At 54.0% G+C, this 18,033-nt stretch carries 19 protein-coding genes; 15 read left to right on the forward strand and 4 right to left on the reverse strand.

Annotated elements, in window-relative coordinates:
- Positions 1-46: 46 nt before the first annotated feature.
- Together GXP52_00825 and GXP52_00830 are read left to right on the forward strand one after the other, a co-directional pair.
- The gene (locus tag GXP52_00825) at positions 47-727 is read left to right on the forward strand and encodes a DUF554 domain-containing protein (GenBank protein ID NOY85827.1); all 681 of its coding nucleotides are present in this window, start codon (positions 47-49) and stop codon (positions 725-727) included.
- 104 nt (positions 728-831) lie between these two features.
- Positions 832-2,049: a lipoprotein-releasing ABC transporter permease subunit gene (locus GXP52_00830; GenBank protein ID NOY85828.1), complete on the forward strand. Its 1,218-nt coding sequence runs from the start codon at positions 832-834 to the stop codon at positions 2,047-2,049.
- Between the two features lie 18 nt (positions 2,050-2,067).
- Here the strand turns inward: GXP52_00830 and GXP52_00835 are convergent, their stop codons facing one another.
- On the reverse strand, positions 2,068-2,859 hold the full coding sequence (locus tag GXP52_00835) for an aldo/keto reductase (protein NOY85829.1): 792 nt from the start codon (positions 2,857-2,859) through the stop codon (positions 2,068-2,070).
- An 85-nt stretch (positions 2,860-2,944) separates the two neighbouring features.
- On the opposite strand from GXP52_00835, the gene GXP52_00840 reads away from it, so the two are divergent.
- From GXP52_00840 to GXP52_00850, 3 genes are all read left to right on the forward strand, one after another.
- Entirely contained in the window at positions 2,945-3,289 is a 345-nt protein-coding gene (locus tag GXP52_00840) for a hypothetical protein (protein ID NOY85830.1), read from the forward strand.
- Positions 3,290-3,610: 321 nt separating this feature from the next.
- A complete protein-coding gene (locus tag GXP52_00845; GenBank protein NOY85831.1) occupies positions 3,611-4,594 on the forward strand; it encodes a methyltransferase domain-containing protein in 984 nt (327 codons plus the stop codon).
- A gap of 3 nt (positions 4,595-4,597) precedes the next feature.
- Positions 4,598-4,984: a VOC family protein gene (locus GXP52_00850; protein ID NOY85832.1), complete on the forward strand. Its 387-nt coding sequence runs from the start codon at positions 4,598-4,600 to the stop codon at positions 4,982-4,984.
- Positions 4,985-5,105: 121 nt separating this feature from the next.
- Here GXP52_00850 and GXP52_00855 read toward each other — a convergent pair whose 3' ends face one another.
- Positions 5,106-7,307, reverse strand: a complete 2,202-nt coding sequence (locus GXP52_00855) for a GAF domain-containing sensor histidine kinase (GenBank protein ID NOY85833.1) — start codon at positions 7,305-7,307, stop codon at positions 5,106-5,108.
- An 827-nt stretch (positions 7,308-8,134) separates the two neighbouring features.
- Between GXP52_00855 and GXP52_00860 the strand changes: the two genes are divergently transcribed.
- From GXP52_00860 to GXP52_00900, 9 genes are all read left to right on the forward strand, one after another.
- Positions 8,135-8,383, forward strand: coding sequence for a hypothetical protein (locus GXP52_00860; GenBank protein NOY85834.1), 249 nt, complete (start codon positions 8,135-8,137; stop codon positions 8,381-8,383).
- Between the two features lie 43 nt (positions 8,384-8,426).
- Positions 8,427-8,861, forward strand: coding sequence for a response regulator (locus GXP52_00865; GenBank protein ID NOY85835.1), 435 nt, complete (start codon positions 8,427-8,429; stop codon positions 8,859-8,861).
- 23 nt (positions 8,862-8,884) lie between these two features.
- Positions 8,885-9,142, forward strand: a complete 258-nt coding sequence (locus tag GXP52_00870) for a hypothetical protein (protein ID NOY85836.1) — start codon at positions 8,885-8,887, stop codon at positions 9,140-9,142.
- 21 nt (positions 9,143-9,163) lie between these two features.
- A complete protein-coding gene (locus tag GXP52_00875; protein ID NOY85837.1) occupies positions 9,164-9,352 on the forward strand; it encodes a hypothetical protein in 189 nt (62 codons plus the stop codon).
- Positions 9,353-9,383: 31 nt separating this feature from the next.
- Positions 9,384-9,911, forward strand: a complete 528-nt coding sequence (locus GXP52_00880) for a cytochrome c3 family protein (GenBank protein NOY85838.1) — start codon at positions 9,384-9,386, stop codon at positions 9,909-9,911.
- 60 nt (positions 9,912-9,971) lie between these two features.
- The gene (locus tag GXP52_00885) at positions 9,972-10,907 is read left to right on the forward strand and encodes a 4Fe-4S dicluster domain-containing protein (protein NOY85839.1); all 936 of its coding nucleotides are present in this window, start codon (positions 9,972-9,974) and stop codon (positions 10,905-10,907) included.
- Complete coding sequence (gene nrfD / locus GXP52_00890; GenBank protein ID NOY85840.1) at positions 10,904-12,250, forward strand: polysulfide reductase NrfD; 1,347 nt, start codon at positions 10,904-10,906, stop codon at positions 12,248-12,250. The genes GXP52_00885 and nrfD overlap by 4 nt, the downstream gene beginning before the upstream one ends.
- 79 nt (positions 12,251-12,329) lie before the next feature.
- On the forward strand, positions 12,330-13,187 hold the full coding sequence (locus tag GXP52_00895) for a HAMP domain-containing protein (protein NOY85841.1): 858 nt from the start codon (positions 12,330-12,332) through the stop codon (positions 13,185-13,187).
- Positions 13,188-13,254: 67 nt separating this feature from the next.
- Positions 13,255-13,770, forward strand: coding sequence for a menaquinol oxidoreductase (locus GXP52_00900; GenBank protein ID NOY85842.1), 516 nt, complete (start codon positions 13,255-13,257; stop codon positions 13,768-13,770).
- Positions 13,771-13,833: 63 nt separating this feature from the next.
- On the opposite strand, the gene GXP52_00905 is transcribed toward GXP52_00900, so the two are convergent.
- Both GXP52_00905 and GXP52_00910 read right to left on the reverse strand, forming a co-directional pair.
- Complete coding sequence (locus GXP52_00905; protein ID NOY85843.1) at positions 13,834-15,384, reverse strand: HAMP domain-containing protein; 1,551 nt, start codon at positions 15,382-15,384, stop codon at positions 13,834-13,836.
- A 45-nt stretch (positions 15,385-15,429) separates the two neighbouring features.
- Entirely contained in the window at positions 15,430-16,842 is a 1,413-nt protein-coding gene (locus tag GXP52_00910) for a sigma-54-dependent Fis family transcriptional regulator (protein NOY85844.1), read from the reverse strand.
- Positions 16,843-17,404: 562 nt separating this feature from the next.
- Here GXP52_00910 and hpt point away from each other — a divergent pair.
- Complete coding sequence (gene hpt, locus GXP52_00915) at positions 17,405-17,962, forward strand: hypoxanthine phosphoribosyltransferase (GenBank protein ID NOY85845.1); 558 nt, start codon at positions 17,405-17,407, stop codon at positions 17,960-17,962.
- Positions 17,963-18,033 lie beyond the last annotated feature (71 nt).

Here is an 18,033-nt window from a genome sequence, read left to right on the forward strand (position 1 = left end):
CTCTGGACTCTGTAACTTCGGATTTAATACCCTGGACTGGAGCGAAATGCCACTTCAAGGAACGCTTGTAAACGTTTTCGCCATCATCGTGGGAGCCATCCTGGGGCGATACCTCGGGCACCTCCTGTCGGAAAAGGTGAGGGGGACAGTCATCTCCGGGCTGGGGTTGGCGGTTCTTCTTATCGGTTTTCAGCTGGCCTTTCAGACAAGGCAGCCCCTTATCCTCATCGGCAGCATAATCCTCGGGGGTATTATCGGGGAAGTGGTTCATATTGAGGCGACCATGGAAAGGGTGGGGCAGCGCCTGCAGAAAAGGTTCTCGGGCGCGGGGAACGTCGCGGAAGCCTTTGTGACGGCCAGCCTCCTTTACTGTGTGGGTGCCATGGCCATCATGGGAGCAATCCAGGAAGGGCTTGGAGGTGGTCCCTCCATCCTGTATGCCAAGTCGGCTTTGGACGGCGTGGCCTCCGTGGCTTTGGCGTCCACACTGGGCATCGGGGTCATCTTTTCCGTGCTTCCTGTTCTGATATATCAAGGGTTGATCACTATGGCGGCCGGGTCCGTCCAGTTTCTGCTGACCGATCCGGTGATCGCGGAGATGAACGCCGTGGGGGGGCTTCTGATCGTAGGCATCGGGTTGGATCTTCTGAAAATAAAGAAGCTTCCGGTAGGGAACCTGTTGCCCGGGATATTCGTGGCTCCGGTACTTGTTTGGATCTTTTTGTGAGGGTGGTGTGAAGGACGAAGGACAAGATAGAGAAGGCGAAGCGCGGTGAGGAAATTGATGGCAATCCAAGTGATGTGGATGTCCAGGGTGAGGGAGCGGGAATCATGAGACCGTCTTTCGAGGCAATGGTTGCCTTTCGCCACCTGAGATCCCGCAGGCGCAATACGCTGGTGTCCACAATTACCGCTGTTTCCATCCTGGGTATCGCCCTGGGCGTGGGGACCTTGATTGTGGTGACGTCCGTAATGTCCGGGTACACCGGATCAATGCTGGACATGATCCTGAGCACAACATCCCACATCCTTATTCAGGGCGACGGTGTCGGAGTTGAGGGGTATGAGGATATCATTGGAAAGGTTATGAAAAACCCACATGCCGTCGCCGCGTCTCCCTATGTTCTCGGACAGGCCCTCCTCAAGACGAAAGGTGGGACCGTCGGAATAGCGGTGAAAGGGGTGGACCCCCAACGCGAGGCCGATGTGACCGGGGTCGTGGGCGAGATGGCGCAGGGACGGTTCGGGGACCTGAAGGGCAAGGCGGTATTTGTGGGAAAGGACCTGGCCGACGAGAAAGGCCTGAAGGTTGGAGATGAGGTAACCCTTATATCCCCGTCCCAGGTTGCTTCGCCGTTTGGAATGATTCCGGTTATGAGCCGTTTTACCATTACCGGTCTGTTTGAAACCGGTATGTACGATTACGACATGGGAATGGTCCTGATTAACCTGAAATCCGCTCAGTCTTTCTTCGATATGGGTGACTCGGTCACAGGTGTCGCGGTGAAGGTTGACGATGTCCGGAAGGCCCGGCAGATTGCTCAAGATCTCCAGGGGGCCCTGGGGTATTCCCTCTGGGTTCGAGACTGGAAAAGCCTGAACCGGAACCTCTTCGCCGCCCTCAGGATCCAGAAGTTTACGCTCTTCATTATCCTTCTTCTCATTGTCCTGGTGGCGGCATTCAATATAGTTGGAACCCTGATCATGGTGGTCATGGAAAAGGGAAGGGAGATAGCCATTCTCATCGCCATGGGCGCCACCCGCCGGTCCATCGGAAGGATATTCCGCATGGAGGGGCTTCTCATCGGGACTGCCGGGACCCTCCTTGGGATTGTTGTCGGTACAGGCCTGTGTTGGGCCCTGGCCCGATACAAATTCGTGGATCTTCCCAGGAGCGTCTATTACTTGAGCACCCTGCCCGTTAAGGTGCGCCTCGTAGAGGTCCTGATCATCGGTGGATGCGCCATGGCCATCAGCTATCTGTCCACGGTTTACCCGGCGTGGAGGGCGTCACGGCTCCACACGGCGGAGATTCTGAGGTACGAGTGAGGATGTAATCTTCCAAGCCTACCCATGTACGAAATCGCCGATCCACCTGGCCCTTTCCATCTCCTCGGTCGACAGCGGCCCCCCTTCCAGGGCTGTTAACCCCTGCTCCATTTCCAAGGCGGTTCTCGGTCCCATCATGCAAAGGTTCACATGGGGATCTGTGAGGACGAAACGGTAGCATTCCGCCGCGGTCATGGGATGTTCCCCGGGCGGCATCTTCTTCGGCTCCAGAAGACGGCCCCACCTTGTGGCGGTGTACGACATGAGGCCCGGCGGGTCCTCAGTCGGGATATGGGAAAAGATATCGGTCTCGGCACCTCGGTGGGCGGCGTTGTAGCGGATCATATATATGTCAATGGGGAAATCCCTCCGTCGGATCAGATCCCCTACCAACGATCGGTTGTGGGAGGAGATGGCCAGGTACCTGACCTTGCCCTCCTCTTTCAATCGCATGGCCGTCTCAAGCATCCGGCCCTGCGGAATACCCATCATCCAGCCCAGGATGAGCAGGTCGGCACAGTCGATCCCCAGGGTACGCAGGCCTTTTTCGTGGAACCGGCGCATGAAAAGGCCCGATTTGTCGTAGCTCTGAAAGGCAATGACCAGTTTGTCACGGTAACTTCCCTTCAGGTTTAAAATGGCGTCCCGCATGCCGGTTTTGCGCCTGGATCCCCAGTAGAGGAAGTTAATCCCATACTCGTGAAAAGCCATCTCGATGGCCGGATCGGGAGCCCCGTAAGAGGCCGCGATTCCAAGACGGCTGACCGAAAGTCCCGTACGGCCGAGTATCGTATGGTCCTTGAAATCCATGTCGTTTCCCCTTAAAATTTCCGTCGTTTCACCATAGTTCATCTGCTACTATGGCACAATTGGAAAACCAAAGGGGAGGATTAATGTGAGCGCTTTTCCCATGGGAATCGAACATGTTGTATTTTTTGCCGTACTTGGAGTCCTGTTGCTGGGGTGGATGACAAGCATCCTGTTGTATATGAAAAATTTAAATACCCTCAAGACGAAGTACCCCAAGCTCTTTGAATCCCTTGGCCGTCCCCGTATTTTCAGCACAAACAAAGCGAGCAACCTCAAAGTGAGGCAATTTTTCAGGGATGGAGCCTATAGAAAGCTGAACGACCCGGATCTGGAGAAGCAGATCAACCTGCAGAAGACATTCAACACGCTATTGTTCGTCTTCATCTCCGTGTGGATTCTTCTCCTGTTTTTTGGCCGTATGTTCCTTTAAATAGAGTTCATCCGGTTAATGCGTACCTTTATTATTTTGCTGTCATTGCGAGCCCGAGTGAAACCGTAGGCGCGGCAATCCCAGGCGGAGCTGCAAAGGTCGTCACGGCGCCCTCCGGCCGCTATGGGNNNTCGCCCTACGGGCTATGGCGGACAGGTCGCATGGGTTACAGCTTCCGCCGTCGCTCTTCGAGCTATGGCGGGACAGGCGCGATGACAAATGCTGGGGTATGGTCCTCATCCAGGTACTCATTTTCAGGATGAACCTTCATTAGAGTTCAATCGTGGAAAAGCAGACGCCAACATAAAAAGGTGGATCGACATGACCGACCACACCATTCAATCCATTAACCAGTCCATAAGGGCATTCACCAGGAGTCGCATCATCCTCACCGGGGTGGAACTGGACCTCTTCACCCTCCTCGATGGTGAGGCGCTTTCCGCCGAAGAGATCACCGCCCGGTTAGAGTCCGACTTTCGGGCTACCACCATCCTGCTCGACGCCCTGGCCGGCCTTGGGTTCCTTGTAAAGGATGCCGGCCTTTACCGCACCGAACCGTCGGCGGCAAGATTTCTGTCCGATAACTCCTCCGATTCCATTCTTCCGTCTGTAAGACACTCGGTGCATTTGTGGCAGACCTGGACACAGCTAACCGATATCGTGCGTGAGGGCGGCCCGGCCAAAAAGCCCGATCGACCTCCGGGCGAATACACCAGGGCGTTCATCGGCGCCATGCACGTGCGGGCCGTAAGAGAAGCCGACGAGATGGTACAGGTTATCGACCCGGGGGCTACCCGGTCGCTTATCGACATCGGCGGCGGTTCGGGGTCGTACACCGTCGCTTTCCTGCGGGCGGTTCCGGAAATAACCGCCACCATCTTCGACCTGCCCGAGGTTATCGAGCTTGCCCGGGAACGTATGAAAGAGGAGGGGCTGCTGGACAGGGTCGATCTCGTTGCCGGGAATTTTTACGAGGACGAATTCCCCGGCGGTCACGACCTGGCGCTTTTGTCCGCCATCATCCACCAGAACAGGCACGATGAGAACGAAAAGCTTTATGAAAAGGTCTACCGGTCTTTAAACCCGGGCGGCCGCGTGGTGATAAGCGATTTCATCCTCGGGCCTGACCGCACCCGGCCCCTGCCCGCGGCGATATTTGCGGTGAATATGTTGGTTAACACCCACGGCGGTAATGCCTACACCTTCGCCGAGATAAAGAAGGGCCTGGAAGCCGCCGGTTTTTCTGAGGTGCGGATCATTGTGAATGATGAGCGTTTCTCTTTAATTGAGGCGTTTAAGGGGTAAAGGATGAATATTGAAAGATTGGACCACTTAGTGTTGACGGTAAAAGATATAGATGAGACCTGCTCGTTCTATGAAGAAATAATGGGCATGAGAGTCATCACGTTTGGAGCAGGCAGGAAGGCGTTGATTTTTGGCAAACAAAAAATAAATCTTCATGAAAAAGGAAATGAATTTGAGCCAAAAGCCGAACAGCCGACTTCCGGTTCAGCAGATTTATGCTTTATCACATCTACATCTCTCAAAGAAGTAATCGGTCACTTACAATCTTGTGGCGTAGAAATAATTGATGGTCCAGTAAAACGGACCGGCGCAATGGGACCAATTGTTTCTGTATATTTTCGTGATCCAGACATGAACCTGATTGAGGTGTCAAACTACGAAAGCGCCTGACAGTTGTTGTCAAAAGATCAGCGTTAGCCGGGGTCTGCGTCCAGACCGCGGCTTCACTCATAAACGATTGTCTCCCTTGGTAAAAGTTTCAGGTACCAGGTCCCAGGTTTGAAATCCGCTATTACATCCTCCGGTTTTTCAGATATCCGGTCCCCCGGTCTCTCTCGACGAAAAGACACGCCTGTCTGGAAAGCTTCAGGAGATCCCCGTTCTTCTTCTCATCCATTCCCTCCGAAATGGATGCGCCGATGGCCAGCTCGTACAGATCACCGAAACGCCCGGTGAAGGCCTTGAGAAGACATCCCGCATACTTATCCACCATCGAGGCGTAGGTGAGGACAACGAATTCCGCCTGTGGTCTGCTCTGGATGAAATCATCATCCATGCCGCAGTTCCGAAGGGTTGAAGTGATGAGTTCCTCAATCTCCTCGAGCCTTTCCACCGAAAACTCTACCTCAGGTTCACTGTTTGGAATATTCGGATTAACATGGATGGTCAATACCCCGACCGTCTTTCCTTCCGAGAGTCTCCCTGCCAGATCAATGGAAAAGCCTTCGTCTCCCGGATCCCAGGCGACGATGCCCCTTTGAGGACGCATGAGTCCCCTTGTAGGCAGGGAAAACCGGAAAAGCGTCCTCTCGTTGGGAACGCTTTCCATGGAGATCGTTCCCCCGTGTTGTTCAACGATCTCCTTTGTCAGGGCCAGGCCAAGCCCGGTTCCCTTATCCACGTCGGCTTCCTCATCATCGTCTCTACCGAGAATCCCCCGGTAGAAACGGGTGAAAATCAGGTCGTGCTCCTCCTCCGGAATGCCGGGCCCGTCGTCCTTTACCTCGAACACCGTATTGCCGTCATGTTTCTGAACCGTGATGTCGATATGGACTTCGGGGCCGCCATGCCGGATGGCGTTGCTTACGAGGTTGACAAGGACCTGTTCGATCCGGTCCCGATCAGCGATGAGAAGGGGCAGATTCTGCTGGCAGTTGAGGCGTATGAAAGCTTTTCCCGCTTCCGCCTGAGGTTTAAGCAGCCTGGCCGCGCCCTCCACGACCTGCACCGGATCCATGGGTTCCTTGACGAGGTTCAACTGCCCCGATTCCAGACGGGCCAGATCCAGAAAATCGTTGATGAGGCGGTTGAGTCTTTGACTTTCATTGTTAATGATAGATAGATACCGCCGCTGCGGATCGGGAATACCGTCACCACGAAGAACCAACTCCGAAAAACCCTGGATGGAGGTCAACGGGGTTCTGAGTTCGTGGGAGACGGTGGATATGAGTTCGGTTTTCAGGTGGTCCAGCTTTCGAATCTGTGACCTGTCGAAGATCCCCTCCATAACGAGGCCTCCGAACCGGATAATGATGTTCTGAAAATCGCGCAGGAGGCCGATGGTTTTCAAATCCATGTCGAGAATCGCCCCCAGGCTTATCCCAAAGAAGTTGGGCCTGGGAGGAAGGATGTTCCTGACGAGATTCAACTTTCCCTCCAGAACCAGATCCCACTCGATCCCAAGTTCCCTGAGGTGGGGATGGTCCGGCATTGGGGAGCTAAGCGGCAGGGCCGAAAGAGATTGATACAGCCTGAAGCCGGAGGAATAATCCATGACCGATACCTCGGACAAGCCATTTTTTGAAGAACGTCCCACCCAGGCCCGGTTGGATCCCATCTCACCCATAAGAACGATGTGAAATTGCGGGCTGAGTGTCGATTCAACTCCTCTTATAAGGGTCGGAATCAACCCGTTCTCCATGTCGATGACATCCGTGTTGAGGCTCCGAATAGATGATATGAGGGCGGATAACCCTACGTCCACAGAATCTATATTGTCTTTTAAGAGAAGGTTTTCCATCCCCATGCCAACCTGCAGGGCGAGGGGTTTGATAATGCTGAGGTTCTCGTCGGAAAAACCGTCATTCCGGGACGTGTCCGTGACGCTAAGGACGCCCAGGAGTCTCCCGCGACTCTTGAGAGGAACGCTGATGAAGGACCGGGTCCTGTACCGACCCGGGAAAGGGTCAGGAAACCGAGGGTCCTTAGCGGCGTCCTGGACCAGCAAGCTTTCTCCCGTTGCCGCAACCCAACCTGCAACCCCCTCTCCGATGGGTATACTGATTCCGCCGAAATCCTCGGGGTATCTGCCCGCCCATGCGGTAAGGGTCAGTTTCTTACCCTGCGGATCCACCGCAAGGATGGAGACCCTCTCGGCGTCGAACAGGGACAGGATCTTGTTGCAGAAGGTTCGAAGAATACTCGCCTCATCGAGGTTCGAGTTCAACAGCTCACCCATCTCGAGGAAAATGTTTTCCGGGATTTGTCTGGTCATAGTGTTCGGTATCTCCTGAAAGGCCGGTAAAGCCGCCACCCAACGCTCAATGTCCAAAGTCAGTTTACCACAGCCTGTCCTGAGCCTGTCGAAGGGCGTGACCACTCCCAGGTCACACCACCAGCCTTCGCGTAAAGCTTCGGTTGTCAGGCAGGGTTATTACACAGGGTAAAACCAAAGATTGGTATTTATTATACTAATCCTCCTTTAAAACCCTGCGGTGCAGCCTTCAAGCGGCTGCACTGTGGTGAAAAAACGTGTCCTATCGCAGTGCGCCGTTCCTTATCCCAAAGATCCAAGGTTTCCTCAGTGTCCTCCAATAATGCATCTTATCATGGCAATCCCGGGCGGAGCCAAAAAGGTCGTCACGGGATCGCTTCACTCAGATACAGTTTGCGATGACAAATGGTGGGGTGCGGTCCTCATCCAGGTACTCATTTCCAGGATGAACCAGATTTACCACAAAAGTTGATGACTTCGCAAAAAGTCATCAACGCGCCCACTTAAGGGGCGCGGCGCGCGGGCAGGGATGGGGGGGTATTTTTTTAGTATACCCCCAACGGACATCGGATAAGTCTTTAATTTTCAGATAATTAGGATATTCAATATTCCCCGGCGGTCCATGGCTGAGGTTAAATGTATAAAAAAAACATACATCCGGCCGAAATAAAGTGAATCTCCTTCTGCTTATTTATCACATAAAAGTGAGTAATTACAGCAGGTTACATAAACCGATAGGATTCATTCCCCTGTTGGAACGTTTTATGCGTTGAGGAAGGATAACAAGGGGAAGTGGAGGCTTCATGGATGTGGAGGAGGTGAGAACAATGAAAAACAGGGTTTGGATCATCACGCTGATGGCCCTCCTGTATGCCGGTTCGGCTTTTGCCGCGAGCGGCACTGAGAGTGGGGGGATCGGCCTCATCGGATGGGTTTTTATCGGATTTATCGCGGCCGTCGTTGCCTTCCAGTTGATCCCCAGTCTGGTCCTTTTCGGGTCCATGCTGGTGGCTATTTTCGGTAAGGCGAAGAACCATGAGAGAGTTACGGACAATGGAAAATCCGGCGTCTCCTGATTGGATGGTCTATCAGGGTATTCCCTGGAAGGGGGAAAGGGCCATGCAGCTTCTTCTCATAGCTGATAGGGACGAGGAGACTCGCAAACGGATCGCCGGGTTTTTCAGCGGGAGCGAGTACAGGGTTATCGAGGCGGATTCCGTGGATGTCGTTCTTCGTGATGTCCTGAAAAGAGAGGCCAAGGTTGTCCTGTTGGGCAGTGAGTTCGACGGATTATCGGCAAGGGAAATTATCCCGCTTTTAAAGAGGTGCAACCGGGACTTGATCATCATCCTCGTATCAAATGAGGAGTCCCTGCCCCTCATCCGAAGGTTCCGTCGGGAGGGGATCTTCTACCATGCCTTAAAGCCCGTTAACGGCGATGACAGAGAGGAACTCAGACAGGTGGTCCACTGCGCGTTCGATAACTCAACGGACAGGAGGCTGTCCAAAAAGGTCCTACCGGGGAACCCGAACGGGGAGACGCACCAGGAGTAGGACGGAAAGGAAGGAGGATTAAAATGAAAATGGTTCTTTCGACAATTCTTTCGACAATCCTGTTGATTCTGGCGGCTATCAGCCCGGCATTCGCCGTGGACACTTCGGTGGTTTACAAGAGCGGGATTCTCGTCACGATCTTCATCGGTGTCTGTGCGCTGATCGTTGTAGCCCAGCTGGTCCCGGCCCTTGTGCTGTTCCTGGGGTTCATCAAGGCTTTGGTGACCGGCCGCTCCAGAAAAGAGGTCCCGGCGGCCGAATCCACCCGGGTGGGGGATTAACTGCGGAAAAGGAGATCTTTCATGGCCCATCTGATAACGGAATTTTTTAATTTCATCGGCAGAGTCGTGCAGGTACACACCCTTGTAGATTACTACAATTATATCAAGGCCGTCGAATACCTAATCTGCATCGGGTTTTTCGTAGCGTTCCCAATTTTTTACCGGAGCGTCATCAAATACCGTGGGGATGCCCAAAAGCGGGAAAAGTAGAATGTCCGCACATGCGAGGAGGGGCGAACGGATGAAAAGGAGATGGAGATGGGCACTGGCAGGGATGATCATGGCGCTGTTTTTTCTTACCGTTCCGACTTTCGGCGCTGTTGGTGACCCGCCCGTATCCGTGTTTATAGACTCCCTGTCCAATCTTTATTATGGGGTGGATTTTGACCACGAAATGCACATGGACATCGCGGACGACTGTTCCGTCTGCCATCATCACGTGTTCGGAACGGGCACTGAAGACCCACAATGCGCGAGATGCCATTCGGATAGTAAGGGGACATCCTCGGTGGCCTGCGGGGATTGCCACGTTAAGGCGCCGTTCACCGCAAAGCATATCAAGGAGATGGGGGCCGATCCGGATCGTTACCATATCGACATGCCGGGGCTCAAAGGCGCCTATCATATGAAATGCCTCCGCTGCCATGTTGAAGAGGGGGCGCCTTCAGGGTGTCTGGACTGTCACAAGAGGACTGATGCAGGCGATAGATTCTACCATTCCGGCAAGTATGCGCCGGCAGGCGGCGGGGTCGGGGGGAAGGATGAATAGGATTTCCTGGAAATGGACCGTTTTTCGACATGGAAAGGGGGCTCGAACATTATGAGTGGTATTAGCCGGAGAAGATTCCTCAAGGCGACCATCGCCGGCGGTGCCCTGGCCTTGTACTCCACCAAAAGCGCCCTGGGCATGGCTGAGTTCGGGGGTTACCCGGAGGGGATGGGGGTACTGGTGGACCTGACACGCTGCGTCGGCTGCCGGACCTGCGAGGCGGCGTGCAACAGGGAACAGGGCCTTCCCGAGCCCGACCTTCCCTTCGACGATCCCTCGGTTTTCGACCAGACCTTCCACGGCGGTACACAGAAGCGCAGGACTGATGAGGGCGCCTATACGGTCGTCAACCGGTATGAAACGAAGGGATCGGGCGGACCGGTCTATCGGAAGATCCAGTGCAACCATTGCAACGAACCGGCCTGTCTGACCTCATGCTTCGTTAACGCCTACACGAAGACAAAAGAGGGAGCGGTCATCTACAACCAGGATCTCTGCGTTGGATGCAGAAACTGCATGATCGCCTGTCCCTTCCGAATCCCGGCATTCTCCTACTCCAGTGCTTTCGAACCCAGGATATGGAAATGTATTTTCTGCTACGACACCCGTCTGAAATATGGAAAGCCGCCCGCCTGCGTGGATGCGTGCCCCTTTGGGACCCTTTCTTTCGGTCACCGGAAGACCCTCATAAAGATCGCCCATGAACGGATTCGGTCGGAACCCGAGAAGTATGTGGACCATGTGTACGGAGAAACGGAGGTTGGTGGTACGTCATGGATGTATCTGTCCGGCGTTTCCTTCGATCAGGTAGGTTTCGACAGCACCCTTCAGCACTATCCGATCCTGGACAACGCAAAGAGTTTCCTTTCCACCGTGCCGATGATCCTGGCCATCTGGCCTGCCCTGTTTATGGGGTTTCACCTCCTGGCGACCGGGGGAAAGGGAGAGATGGAGGATAAAGAGTCTCAGAATGGGGAGGAGGGCCGCGGAGAATGAACCGTCTTGTGGAAAAAGGCTTTAGGCCGATCAACTCTCTGAACGATCCGGATGATGGTCATGTGTGGAGCTTCCGGCAGAAACTGCTGCTGGGGTTCTCTCCCAGGGAGTATTTCCGGCAGGTTCTGCACAACCGTCTCAATTGGGTAATAGCCCTGATCTTCGCCGTGGGCCTGCCTCTTATCCTGTACAGGTATGTGATGGGGCTTGGCGCTGTTACCCACGCTTCCAACGATTATCCATGGGGCCTTTTCCTGGGTTTTGGGCTTTTCGTAATGGTCCCGCTTTCCGCCTCCGGGTTTCTGCTCGGTACCGCGGTGGAACTGTTCGGTCAAAGCAAGTTCAAACCCATATTGCATCTGGCGCTTCTCAACGGGTTGATGGGGTATTCCTTCGCGGTTGTTTACCTCCTGATGGACCTCGGGCGCCCGTGGCGGCTCTACTATCCCATGTTTGTTTCCTGGGGTACGGCGGCTGTCCTCTTTCTGGTCGGGTGGCATGTCGCGATCTATCTGTCGGTGCAGATCATGGAAGTTTCCGAGTCGTTTTTTGAATGGATCAACTGGCCCAACGCGAAGAGATTTATCAAAAGTGGAACCATCGGGCTGACCGTGGCCGGGATCATTCTGTCTACTCTCCACCAGGGGGCCTTGGGAGCCCTCTTTACCTACGCGCCGGGTAAGGTGCACCCTCTTTGGTATTCACAGGAGTTTCTCTGGATATTTTTCCTCTGTTCTTCGGTCTTCGCGGGCCTTTGTATGGTCATTGCGGTGAGTACCATTGTGGAAAAGACCATGGCCTGGCGATGCAGCAGGGATTTTCTGGAGAATCTCGAACCCATCACCATCGGCCTGGCCAAAGGCGCCTCCATGGCCCTGGTAACCTACTTCGTTATCAAGCTTATCGGGATTGCCCATGACAACGAGTGGGCCTATCTGGCCACCGGGTGGGGTGCATGGTTCATGCTGGAGATGTTCCTGGGAGTTGTGCTTCCCATCATCCTTTTCTCCATCGCCATCAGGAAAAACAGCGTAGGCCTGGTCAGGTTTACAGCTTTTCTCACCGTTTTTGGTGTGGCGATGAACCGGCTGGATACCGCCCTGATCAGTTTCAACTGGAACCTCTATCAGGAAATTCCCCACCCGTTCGAACTGATCATATCCGTAACACTGTTTACCCTGTTCGTAGTGGTCTATCGTTTTATCCTCTACCGGCTCCCAATCCTGTATTCGTGGAAGACAGCACCGTCTGCGGCGTATGGGACGGCGGCGGAAGAGAAACTCGGGCCTGACCTGGCCCCGGCGCCGGCTTACAGGAGTAGTTCAGGACCACCTCGGGGTTGATGACTTCGCAAAAAGTCCCGGGTTGGACTTTTTGCGACCCTATCAAGAACAACCGAAAGATCGGAAAGGAGGGCCGGACATGTTCAACAACTTTGCTTCCAAAGCCATCGTCCCGGTTGCGCTTTCCCTTACCGGCTTTGTCATCGTATGCAGTCTCGTTCTTTATTCCTCCATCAAAGGGGATCTTCTGAGGGACGCGGTCCGGATGGAGGTCAGCCTTGCCGATACGGTCGTCAGTTCAACCCGCTATGCCATGCTGAAGTCGAACCGGGAATCCCTTAACCGAATTATCGATAGCATTGGATCCCAAAAGGGAGTCGAGCACCTTCGCATCTTCAACAAAAAGGGGGTTATCATGTTTTCCTCGGACCCCGGGGAGTTGAACAAGATCGTAGACAAGACGACAGCCGGTTGTATTGGGTGTCACAGCGGTCCCGAGCCCACTGCACGTTTGGGTTCCATGCAGCAGGCGAGGCGCTTCGTCAATGGAAAGAACCACAATGTGCTGGCCATCACCGCCCCGATCTACAACGATGCAAGCTGTTCCGCGGGTGACTGTCATTTTCATCCCCCTTTCCAGAAAATTCTCGGAACCCTGGATATCGGTCTGTCGCCCGATCCTCTGGACGACAGCCTGCGTGCCCTGCGCTGGAGAATGATAATCTTCTGCGTAATGGTTCTCATATTATCGGTGGGCGGGGTCAGCGCCCTCCTCAGACGGAACCTCCTGGCGCCCATCGGCCAGTTGATGGAATATGTGAAAAAAGTTTCCGGGGGAAGTCTGGATGATGATTTTCCAAAAGGAATCAGGGAGGTCGAAACCCTTGCACGGACCTATCTTGACATGGCCAGGGGGAAATATTTTGCTGAAACGGAATTGAGAAAAATCAGGGAAGAGGATAGTATGTCAGGAGAAGAGGAGGATAATCCGGGTTAGTTTCTTGGGGATATGGGCTCAGGCACCTTTTAAAGTCCTCGGGCCAAATGGCGAGCTGAGTGCTTTTATGGCGAGAACAGGGACAAAGTCATCACTTGGCTCCGGAAGGGGTGTGCCGAACCCGGACTTGCGCCGCAGGGAAATCCTTGATCGAATCAGCTACCTCCGGAGACAGATACGTTACAGTATATGGTGGATGGCCCTGTTTTTCCTGGTCAGCCTGGGGGCGGTGTTTGATTTCCGGTTTTTCCCCCCCATATCCGAAAAAACGCGGCATCTTCTGGGCGTTTCCCCTCCCCCCGCCCTCATCAGCATTGCGCTGGTCGTCTATGCTTTTTCCGCCCTTACCCTCATACTGGGCCGTATGAACACCGGTCCCGCTCGCTACCGTGGTTGGTCGCATATCGGGTACCTTTCGGCATTTTATCTGTTCTACTACTATGCCGGCGAGCTTCGGGAGAATTTCTGGCCGGTGTTCTTCGCCGGTCTGACGATTCTCGGCCTTGAGAACTATCGGGTCTGGTCCATCTGTAGTGAAGCCATAAGGAAGGAAAAGGAGATCCTCGCGCTATTGGAAGAGTGATGGACTCCCAAAAAGGCTCGAAGAGACTTTTTATGAGGTTGTCAAAAGTAGGACGCCCAGGTCTCATATGGGTAGAGTAATGGTTAAAATTGTCCCTGTGCCTACCTTGCTGTTAACCTCTATCTCACCGCCATGGGACTGGATGATTCCATAGGAAACCGAAAGGCCCAGACCGGTGCCCTTGTGCCCCTTGGTGCTGAAAAAGGGGTCGAAAAGTTTTTCCATGTTCTCTTCCGGAATGCCGCAGCCTGTGTCCTCGATCTGGATGTAGATGCGGTCACCTGATGTGTTTACCCCCGTCCTGATGGTCAGCCTTCCCCCCTGCGGCATGGCCTGGCTTGCGTTAACCATCATGTTAATGATGACCTGCTCAATCTGGGAAGCATCCATCAATGTATCCGGAAGGTCAGGATCATACTCTTTGATGATATCGATGTCGTTGAAATCGGCATGGTGTTCAACCAGGGCTATGGTTCGGTCAATGGCCTCGTTGACCGACTGCATTGCCTTTTGCGGATCGGAGACCCTGGAGAAGTCCAGCAGCTCCTTGACGATCTTGGAGCAGCGCTTTGCCTCGTGGATGACGGTTCGGCAATCCTCTCTCAGACCATCGTCCAGCCGTGGATCCTCGGCGATGAGAGGGGCGTGGATCATGATTCCGGTAAGGGGATTATTGAGCTCGTGGGCGATCCCCGCGACGAGTTCTCCGAGGGACGCGAGCTTTTCCGAGCGGATCAGGACGGACTGCATCTCCTTTATCTTGCGCGTTCGTTCCTCCACGCGGGTCTCCAGGGTAGCTGCCCACTCCTCCCGTTCCTCCCGGGCCTTTTTCAGCTTGCGGGTCATGTCGTTGAACGCCTCTGCGAGCTCCCCCAATTCATCTCCCGGCACCGACTCGATGAAACGCCATTTTCCCCTTCCGACAGCCCGGGTGTGTTCCAGCAGCGTATGAACCGGCTGGATGATCAGCCTCTGGGTGAGCAGGGTCAGGCAGAGGGAGATGGAGAGGATCAGAAAAAAGATCTGAACGACGGTATTGTTGCGATAATTGCGGATCTTTGACAGCATGGGGTCGGCGGAAACAGTAATGTCCAGAAGGCCCAGAAGACGCGTATCTTTAGAGTGGGTATGGCATTCACCCGTCCAGCATGCCTTCTTGTTATATATGGGTTTGATCAGGCCGAGAACTTTTTTCCCGTTACTGTCACGGAACATTCTGCTTCGGGCCATGGGGGAGAGATCCTCCCGGGACATTCCGTCGTTGTGGCAAACCATGCAGGCCGGAGCCTTTCTCCTGTCGGGGATGATGCCGATTTCGGCCTTTCGGGTGGAGAAGGCCACCCTTCCTTCCCTGTTGATAAGGCTGACATGCTCAATCCCCTCCTGTTCGCCAACCTCCCTGATCGTAACCTGGATCTCATTCCTGTCATTTTTCAGCATCTGATGAAATACGGTTCTAAGGATGGTTTCGCTCAGATGGTCGAGGTCAATTACGGTGCTCTCGAAGAAGGCCTGCTTGAGGGTGGATATATTGAAATAACCGAAGAGGGCCGAGGTGAAAAAAAGGACGATTCCAGTAATCAGCGAGATCTGAACAATCAGTTTCAGACGCACGCCCGGTTCCTCCGCTCCCCCGGTCCAAATGCCGGGGGAAGGTCTCTACTTCCCAGAATGATCTCTCACGGAAATACCCTGTTTTCTCAACATTGCCTGAAAGTTGGGCCTCAACATCCCCACATCCCTCGCGGCCCGGGTGACGTTCCAGTTGTTCCGCTCAAGGGCATGGAGAAGGAAGGCGCGTTCAACGGGCCCGACCGCTTCTTCCCTGACCTGTCTCTTGGCCTCTTTCAGGCTCTCTGCGCTATGGGGAACGGGTTCGGTGATAAATTCAGGAGGACCGTCGATGGTGGGCTGAATCTCCAGGTCCTCAGGTTGGATAAGCTTGCTGTTGGTGAGGACGATAGCTCTTTCGATAATATTTTCCAGCTCCCTGACATTTCCGGTGAAAGGATGCCGCGTCAGGATGGACATCGCGGCTGGTGACATCCCGTGAATGTCCTTGCCGATCTCCGCGGAGAATTTTTTCAGGAAATGGCTGACGAGAAGGGTAAGATCCCCTTTTCGATCAACCAACGGAGGAAGGTGGATAGGGATGATATTCAGCCTGAAGAAGAGGTCCTTTCGGAAAAGCCCCTCATTGACCAGCTCATCCAGATCCCTGTTGGTGGCGGTTATGAGACGGATGTCAATGGGGATCGGCTCGGTCCCCCCGATGGGGGTTATTTCAAACTCCTGGAGGACCCGTAATAGTTTGCCCTGGGTGGCCAGACTGATGTTGGAGATCTCATCGAGAAACAGGGTTCCTCCGTCGGCGACCTTGAACAGACCCGTTTTAGTCTGTACCGCCCCGGTGAAGGAGCCCTTGACATGGCCGAACAGCTCGCTCTCCAGAAGGTTCTCCACAAGGGATGTGCAATCGACAGCGACAAAGGGCTTATTGCAGCGCATGCTGTTTTTTTGAATGGCTCTGGCAACCAGTTCCTTCCCGGTTCCACTCTGACCCGTGATAAGAACCGTACTGTCGGTGGGAGCGACCTGCTTGATCCTGGTGTACACTTTCTGCATCGCTTCGCTCTCACCGACAAAGACCTCGAACCCGTTCAGGTTAAGCCCCACCTCGGGATGGGCCCGCTGCATCTGAACGGTTCGCTGTTCCAGCGCCTTTTCGACCATCTCGATGATCTGTTCGGGTGTAAAGGGTTTTGAGATATAATCGAAAGCCCCGTTTTTCATGGCCTCCACGGCGGTATCCACGGTGGAATACCCGGTGATGATAATAACCGGCACATCCGGCTGCAGGATTTTGATGGCCTTCAGGACCTCGATACCATCCATTCCCGGCATTTTAAGGTCCGTGATGACGATGTGAAATGGCGCTTTCTGGAGCTTTTCTATGGCCCCAAAACCGCTTTCGGATGCCTCCACCTGATAGCCCCTTCCCTCCAGGACCCGGCAGAGCCCCCTCCTGATCACCGCTTCATCGTCGACGATGAGAACCTTTACACCCGTCATGTCTCCGCTCCTTAAAGGTCATAACACCGCTTATGTTCTTTTTATCACAAAAGTGCGGGTTTGAAAAGAGAGGAGCGGCCCCACTTCTCTTGACACCAAACGGGCTGGCGCGGATAATTGAAAATTAGACCACCTGGATAATGCGTACCTTACTTTGCAGTGTACAACGGGATAAAGAGGGTCCAATGTCCAAGGTCCAGATCCCAGACCCTGGTTATTTCACCACAGTGCAGCCGTTCGGAGGCTGCTCCACAGGGTTTTAAAGTAATAAATACTAATCTTTGATTGTACCCTGTGTAACCCTGTGGTGTGACCTGTAAGTCACGCCATCGGCGTGACTGTGGTGAATTAGCTTTTATTAATGCAGCACAGAACCACAGGGCCGCCCTTCGACGAGTTCAGGACAGGTGGAGGGCGCCACTCTCAGGCGCTGCCGCAAAGGGCCGCAAAGAAAAATCTAGAAATACTGATCTTTAAATTTACCCTGTGGTAAATTAACTCTGGACTCGCGACTTCAGACTTCAGGTTCCGGATGAACCAATAAATCAGGGGGATATAGAGGATGGAAGCTTTAACGAATGAGAACCTGAGGCTGGTTCTGACCGCGGAACAGATCGAAGACCGGGTCAGGGAAATGGCCGGTCAGATCAGCCGCGAACTTGATGGTGAATTCCCCCTGTTTGTGGGTATCCTTAAAGGGGCATTCATCTTCCTGGCCGACCTGGTGAGGGCCCTGGATATTCCCATCGAGGTGGATTTCGCACAGATCTCCAGCTATGGTGACGGGACCATCAGCTCGGGCAGAATCAAGGTCGTCAAGGATATTACCACTCCGGTGGCGGGTCGCCACGTGATCGTTGTGGAGGACATCATCGATACGGGCCGCACCCTGACCCATTATCTGAACGAGCTCCGGGCGCGTGGGCCGGCCTCCCTGAGGGTGTGTGCCCTCATCAATAAACCGGGACGCCGGGAATTTACCCCCGATATTGACTACGTCGGGTTTCAGATGGAAAATGGTTTTCTCGTCGGGTACGGTCTTGACTGGGGAGGTAGATACCGGGAACTTCCCGGTGTTTTTGAGGTTAAACAACAGCCGGAGATCCAGCCGTGTCCATAGCGGCCGGAGGGTGCCGTGACGACCTTTTCAGCTTCGCCCGGGATTGCCGCGTCACTCTCGTCACCCTCGAT

Source organism: Deltaproteobacteria bacterium (assembly GCA_013151915.1).
In the GTDB taxonomy this organism is placed as follows: Bacteria; BMS3Abin14; BMS3Abin14; order BMS3Abin14; family BMS3Abin14; genus BMS3ABIN14.

Excerpts from the sequence above, each read along its gene's own strand:
- GXP52_00825 (NOY85827.1), top strand. The coding sequence starts at position 47 with ATGCCACTTCAAGGAACGCTTGTAAACGTTTTCGCCATCATCGTGGGA.
- GXP52_00830 (NOY85828.1), top strand. The coding sequence starts at position 832 with ATGAGACCGTCTTTCGAGGCAATGGTTGCCTTTCGCCACCTGAGATCC.
- GXP52_00835 (NOY85829.1), bottom strand. The coding sequence starts at position 2,859 with ATGGATTTCAAGGACCATACGATACTCGGCCGTACGGGACTTTCGGTC.
- GXP52_00845 (NOY85831.1), top strand. The coding sequence starts at position 3,611 with ATGACCGACCACACCATTCAATCCATTAACCAGTCCATAAGGGCATTC.
- GXP52_00850 (NOY85832.1), top strand. The coding sequence starts at position 4,598 with ATGAATATTGAAAGATTGGACCACTTAGTGTTGACGGTAAAAGATATA.
- GXP52_00855 (NOY85833.1), bottom strand. The coding sequence starts at position 7,307 with ATGACCAGACAAATCCCGGAAAACATTTTCCTCGAGATGGGTGAGCTG.
- GXP52_00860 (NOY85834.1), top strand. The coding sequence starts at position 8,135 with ATGAAAAACAGGGTTTGGATCATCACGCTGATGGCCCTCCTGTATGCC.
- GXP52_00865 (NOY85835.1), top strand. The coding sequence starts at position 8,427 with ATGCAGCTTCTTCTCATAGCTGATAGGGACGAGGAGACTCGCAAACGG.
- GXP52_00870 (NOY85836.1), top strand. The coding sequence starts at position 8,885 with ATGAAAATGGTTCTTTCGACAATTCTTTCGACAATCCTGTTGATTCTG.
- GXP52_00875 (NOY85837.1), top strand. The coding sequence starts at position 9,164 with ATGGCCCATCTGATAACGGAATTTTTTAATTTCATCGGCAGAGTCGTG.
- GXP52_00880 (NOY85838.1), top strand. The coding sequence starts at position 9,384 with ATGAAAAGGAGATGGAGATGGGCACTGGCAGGGATGATCATGGCGCTG.
- nrfD (NOY85840.1), top strand. The coding sequence starts at position 10,904 with ATGAACCGTCTTGTGGAAAAAGGCTTTAGGCCGATCAACTCTCTGAAC.
- GXP52_00895 (NOY85841.1), top strand. The coding sequence starts at position 12,330 with ATGTTCAACAACTTTGCTTCCAAAGCCATCGTCCCGGTTGCGCTTTCC.
- GXP52_00900 (NOY85842.1), top strand. The coding sequence starts at position 13,255 with ATGGCGAGAACAGGGACAAAGTCATCACTTGGCTCCGGAAGGGGTGTG.
- GXP52_00910 (NOY85844.1), bottom strand. The coding sequence starts at position 16,842 with ATGACGGGTGTAAAGGTTCTCATCGTCGACGATGAAGCGGTGATCAGG.
- hpt (NOY85845.1), top strand. The coding sequence starts at position 17,405 with ATGGAAGCTTTAACGAATGAGAACCTGAGGCTGGTTCTGACCGCGGAA.